Source organism: Pedobacter hartonius (assembly GCF_900107535.1).
Lineage (GTDB): Bacteria > Bacteroidota > Bacteroidia > Sphingobacteriales > Sphingobacteriaceae > Pedobacter > Pedobacter hartonius.
In genome coordinates this window covers 1-5,702 of record NZ_FNRA01000031.1, presented here as the reverse complement: position 1 = coordinate 5,702, position 5,702 = coordinate 1, and the positions used below count along the sequence as shown (strand labels likewise).

At 34.9% G+C, this 5,702-nt stretch carries 6 protein-coding genes; all 6 read left to right on the top strand.

The window, feature by feature from the left end; all coding sequences use genetic code 11:
- On the top strand, window positions 1-724 hold a 724-nt coding region (locus BLW16_RS23410; RefSeq protein WP_175470690.1), incomplete at its 5' end, for a hypothetical protein.
- Window positions 725-891: 167 nt separating this feature from the next.
- On the top strand, window positions 892-1,269 hold the full coding sequence (locus BLW16_RS22735) for a hypothetical protein (RefSeq protein WP_090560179.1): 378 nt from the start codon (window positions 892-894) through the stop codon (window positions 1,267-1,269).
- Window positions 1,270-1,619: 350 nt separating this feature from the next.
- Window positions 1,620-2,546, top strand: a complete 927-nt coding sequence (locus BLW16_RS22730) for a hypothetical protein (protein WP_090560178.1) — start codon at window positions 1,620-1,622, stop codon at window positions 2,544-2,546.
- A 69-nt stretch (window positions 2,547-2,615) separates the two neighbouring features.
- Complete coding sequence (locus tag BLW16_RS22725; protein ID WP_090560177.1) at window positions 2,616-2,972, top strand: hypothetical protein; 357 nt, start codon at window positions 2,616-2,618, stop codon at window positions 2,970-2,972.
- A 477-nt stretch (window positions 2,973-3,449) separates the two neighbouring features.
- Entirely contained in the window at window positions 3,450-4,346 is an 897-nt protein-coding gene (locus tag BLW16_RS22720; protein ID WP_090560176.1) for an Abi family protein, read from the top strand.
- A gap of 718 nt (window positions 4,347-5,064) precedes the next feature.
- Window positions 5,065-5,664: a Fic/DOC family N-terminal domain-containing protein gene (locus tag BLW16_RS22715; protein ID WP_090560175.1), complete on the top strand. Its 600-nt coding sequence runs from the start codon at window positions 5,065-5,067 to the stop codon at window positions 5,662-5,664.
- Window positions 5,665-5,702: the final 38 nt, after the last annotated feature.

Genomic DNA, 5,702 nt, shown 5'->3' with positions numbered 1-5,702 from the left:
CCCTTATAATTGTATTGAAAAGTGGCCCACTGATTATCGTAATGACTGGCCCGCTATCATCCGTTTTCGCTGGCCCAGTATCACCGTTATAGACAACAATCTGGGACTAGATTTAATTTATGATTCTTGGGTTGAAGTAGTTAGTTTGAAGACAGGGATTGATCCGAGCATAATCGAGCAACTTGGTAAAAGTCTTGCAGATGAAAAAATAGAACTATTGTTTGAATTTTCGGTGGCGGAATGGATAGGGTGGTTTCTAGATTGGTTAAAAGATAATGAACTCCGGATTGTGGAAATGTTTCCTGGGTTAGCGGCGCAGGCACAGCTCGCAAGAGTATTAGGGCTAAAGGTTACGACATACAAATTAAGCGAACTTGCTGAAAACATCACAGCAATTAAGCCGATTTTAATAGCTTATGTTGCAGGAGAGAATTACCAGACAGTCAATAATTTGATACCTGGAACTTCTGATGTTTTTTTGACAAAGGCAAGGAATTTTATATTAAGGCTTGTACCTCAGATTAGTTTTGCGATCAGTGCAGTTTCTCTTACTTTAAAGGAACAACTATTATTGCTAGATTATGAGCCTGATGATATACCATTTTTGGTAAGAAACCTGGCGAGCATGGTTAGAGAAGGCTTGGATACACAGGAAAAGCTGCAATATAAAATGGATAGGAGGGCGTATTTGCGTGTCCAAATTCACGATGCCCTGGATATCTAAACATTGAAGCTGATGCGTAGTATGAGTAATAATTTGAGAACAATAGTTCTGTATTTGCAGAGAGCATGACTTCATATTTAGATCAAATTATTTTAAAGGTGCCGGTAATTTAATTTCTTAGATAGGACACTTCTTTTTCTTATTATGGTAACTAATCATTTAATCTCATGAATAATCCGAACATTGAGGCGAATAAAGGAGATATCCTTTGGAGTAATAATAATTTGAACAAAAGTGGTAGAACTGCTCATTATATGGTGTTTATGAAGCCATATGATAAACATTATTTTGTAGGAGCAATGATTACTCACTCAAAAAAGTTTGATAATCTTCCTCTTGAGGAGAGTTACCTCAAGAAAACAGACTCGTTTGGAAAAGGTCACAAAGTTGTCTATGACAATAGTTTGGTAGTTTCACAGCCACTTTTTAAAAAGCTTGACTGGCAGCCTTTTGAAAAAGTTGGCGAGCTTACAGCAGAAGGAATCGCATTTATCGAGAAACATATCCTTGGTTCAGCACCTGGTTTTTACTATGATAACGTTTAAGGCCATGTAGTTTGAAATCCGTTTCACCACCATTTCAAAATCCCCCTTCACGCCCCAAAACCTCAATTACCATCTGCAAATCATCCACGAAATAGTTTGAAATTGGAATCTTTGCGGCCACGAAAGCTCGGTAGTACTTAAGTACTACTGAGCTTTTTTATTTCGGGCTTTATAACCTTAGCTACTCAATTTAATTATTATCATAATTCGTCAAAAATGGAGTGTGAATTAATTTTATTTCCCTATTTTTTATTTCTGCCTGAAAATTCGCATATTTGAATAACAGTACACGCCGCGCTACCCATAAGAACAGCGTACCAGGGCGTGTCTTTTGCTTTATAGGTTTTATTATGAAGACAATTGTATTACCAGAAAGAATATCAGACAATTTTGGTGACCCGATACAAAAGGTTTTGAATTTGATTAGTCAAATCACGGCTTTAGATCCAAATCAAAAAATAATACTCAATTACGAGAGTGTCAAATTTACAAATCCCTTTTTTTTGATGTCTCTGACATTAATTGTAGATCAGTTTACCCAAAGGGGGTATGATATTCAAATCTCAAATACTTTCAGAAGTCCTTATTTAAGAGAGTACATGTCACTCATTGAATTTCCAAATGGAATTGACCCTCTTACCTTCAATGGTAATTTCACTGACCTCATGAATTCTTATAATGGCAAAACATATATTCCAATAATAGCATTTCCTGCTGGCGAGAGTGAGGAGATCTCTAAAATCCGAGATGCTTTTTTAAGTGGCATAAATAGATTGTTGATAAGAATATGTAATCTGCCTCATAACATGATTACGCCTATGATGTATCTGGTAGATGAAGCAGTAAACAATGTATTACATCACTCGAAATCGGACAAAGGCTATTTATTTGCACAATATTACAAGTCAAAGGGATATGTTGATATCGTTATTGCAGATGTGGGGCGGACTTTCTTGGATACTTATGCCTCATTTGATAAATTAAAAGCAGAAGTTACCGATGATAAACTAGCTATGGAAGCGGCGGTAGCAGGTAAATCAACAAAGAGCCAGAATGTAGATAGAGGATTTGGGATCAGTTCTTCTAAAGATCTATTAACAAAAGGTTTAAATGGGAAATACTTTATTTTGTCAGGTTCTGTTTTTAATATTCATACATCAGAAATCAATGATATAGTTCAAATGCCCGAAACAATTCATTGGCAAGGAATGTATTTATGCTTGAGGATTCCGGTGATTGCACCAGCAGGATTTAGTGCCTATGATTTTATCCATTAGGGCTAGGATTGTGTAAAAAATTATTTATATTTATTTATCTTTGCAAATTAAAAAGAAAGGAACACAACTATGATTACGTCAGAAATCAAAGTAGCTGAAATTTTGCCTTCTACATTAGACTCTCGGGAAGCTGCGACAAGGTTAGTCAAAGTTATTAAAGAAGAGAGTAAGTGTAATTCAAAAATTGAAATAGATTTCACAGATACTATTTTTATGTCTAGATCTTTTGCAGATCAATTTCATAAAGATTTACATACAGGCGAAGAAGTATTAGATATCTCGTTTAAGAATGCTTCAAATGATATACTATTAATGCTTACAGCTGTATCTACTACGCAAACTCAAAGAAAAGCAGTCAATAAAAATTATAAGGTACTGAACTTCAGTGATATTAAATCTTTAGAAGAATTCAGCTTTTCGTGGTAACTCATCCCTACTAAGGGTATTTGTTGATACAATCAAAAATATATCCCTGCTATGCAAATAGTGGGGATTTTTATTTCTCTGCCTTAGTTATTATTGGGCTAAAGTTTGAAATCCGTTTCACCAACATTTCAAAATCCCCCTTCACGCCCCAAAACCTCAATTACCATCTGCAAATCATCCACGAAATAGTTTGAAATTGGAATCTTTGCGGCCACAAAAGTTCGATAGTACTTAAGTACTACCGAACTTTTTTATTTTTGGATTGCGTCGGTTTTAGAAAATCATAGAATTGTTAATTAGCAGCAGGCAAAAATCTTATAACTCTCGACGAAAGCTAAAAAGCAGAGCCGTATTTCTCTTAAGGAAATTATTGTATTTAATTTGGTTATTAATTTATTTTAATTACCTTTGTATCAACATGCTTACCCCGCTTCCCTTTAGAACAGCGCGCTCAGGGTAAGCTTTTTTTTTAGCCAAATGTCAAAAGTTTCTTTTAATAAACCTGCCTTAACATATCAAGAACAGATAGAGCAACTTTCCAATCGGGGATTAGTCATTGACAATGTTGAAAGAGCCATTCATTTGTTAGAGAGTATCAGTTACTACCGACTTAGTGGGTATTGGTATCCTTTACTGGCTGACAAGAAAGCGCATATATTTAAGGAGGATGCTCATTTTAATAACGCATTCGAAATGTACTCATTTGATCGAGCCCTAAGAGTTATGGTAATTAGGGAATTAGAAAAGATAGAAATTTCTATACGATCCAAAATGATGTATGTTTTGTCTCATGATTATGACCCTTTTTGGCATGCAGATCCGAAATTATTCAAAAGCTTTCCTGCATATGAAAAGACTTTGGCTAATTTAGAAAGTGAATATTCAAGAAGCAAGGAAGAATTTATTGTTAATTTTAAGAATAAATATGACAATCCATTACCACCAAGTTGGATTCTACTTGAAATTAGCTCTTTTGGAACGGTTTCTAGCCTATACAGTAACCTAATACCTGGTAGGCCGAAACGACAAGTTGCAAACCATTTTGGATTAAACGATACTGTACTCCAATCGTGGATGCATAGTATAGTATACCTCAGAAATATGTGTGCTCATCATTCAAGATTGTGGAATAATAATCTTAATATTTCGCCGGTCATACCTCATAAAACATCGAAACCCTGGTTGCTAAATCAAGACGTTTCTAATAAGAGAACCTACTTCATGTTGTCGATACTCCTGTATCTTTTGCAAACGATCAATCCAAAAAATAGCTTTGTTAAGCGATTTGTGGCTTTGTTAGAGGCATATCCTAATATTGACGTCAAAGCAATGGGATTTCCCGGGAACTGGACTAAGGAGGATCTTTGGAAATAACAAGATTCACATCTTTAATAGATTGTTCGAAAAGTTTGAAATCCGTTTCACCAACATTTCAAAATCCCCCTTCACACCCTAAAACCTCAATTACCATCTGCAAATCTTCCACAAAATAGTTTGAAATCAGAATCTTCGCGGCCACTAAAGCTCGGTAGTACTCAAAACTACTGAGCTTTTTATTTCTTAAAACTTTGGAGATCATTTCTTAACCAAATAGTACAGCTAGTCGGGTGCGATTTGATCATTTACATTAGTCACAAATGGATATTATTTTATCCATATTCGCTATTTTTGGATAAAATAATATCCATTAATCAAATCGGGTAAATTTCTTTTAAATTACAGAAGATTTGGGAGTTATCAACTTTTACATCACGTGTTCACTTAAATCATAAAAGTGAATAGATTCAATTGAAGGGATGGACACAAATTTAATATGTGTTCATTTTTGTCGAAAATATGAACAAATCAGAAAGAGTATAATATATTTATTTAATATAAAAAGGGTTGCCGGTACGAAAGAGGTTAATAACTTCGGCAACAATAAAGCCAAGTAGTATCCATACTCACTGTTTTAAGGTCAATAAATGAGCTAACCTTAAAATGTATAGCATTTTAAGGTTAGCTCATTTATTCCATAATACTTTAAGGTCAAAAACTAAGCTGGCCTTAAAAAATAGGTTTTTTAAGGCCAGCTTAGTTTGTATATTTGTATATGACTTATGTAATAAATCCTGATAGAACTAAACCATGGAATGATCTTCCTGAGTTGCCAATCGACAAGATACTATATGAGGATATAGATATTTACAAACAGCTTGGGGATTCTAAGGCTGCTTTGGCAAGATTACAGGGGCGAAGTATTGCAATCCCAAATCAAGCCATGCTAATTAATTCAATAAGTTTACAAGAAGCGAAAGCGTCAAGTGCTATAGAAAATATTTTTACAACAGACGATGAGTTGTATAAAGCCTATAGCGAAAATCCTGCTAGCGAACCGCAAGGGCCGACAAAAGAGATATTAAATTATAGAAAAGCATTATGGATAGGGTATGATCATCTTAAGCAGCATACTTTTGATGAGAACTATTTTATAAAAATGTATAGAACTGTAAGCCAGTTCAGTGACGGAATAAGAAATCCAATCGCACAAGTCTATATCAAAGAAGGCGGGAGCGGACCAAACGCAGGTACAGTGTTTTACACCCCACCAAGGGGCAAAGGCATTATCGAAGCTAAACTTCATAACCTATTGGAGTGGAATTGCAACAATAAAATGGACATTCAGTTAAGCTGCAATATTTTCTTTATTTAAGTTTTTACCAAATTCCTCCGGGGACAAATATCCCAGTG

Coding starts and splice junctions, on each gene's coding strand:
- BLW16_RS22730 (WP_090560178.1), top strand. CDS start 1,620: ATGAAGACAATTGTATTACCAGAAAGAATATCAGACAATTTTGGTGAC.
- BLW16_RS22735 (WP_090560179.1), top strand. CDS start 892: ATGAATAATCCGAACATTGAGGCGAATAAAGGAGATATCCTTTGGAGT.
- BLW16_RS22715 (WP_090560175.1), top strand. CDS start 5,065: ATGACTTATGTAATAAATCCTGATAGAACTAAACCATGGAATGATCTT.
- BLW16_RS22725 (WP_090560177.1), top strand. CDS start 2,616: ATGATTACGTCAGAAATCAAAGTAGCTGAAATTTTGCCTTCTACATTA.
- BLW16_RS22720 (WP_090560176.1), top strand. CDS start 3,450: ATGTCAAAAGTTTCTTTTAATAAACCTGCCTTAACATATCAAGAACAG.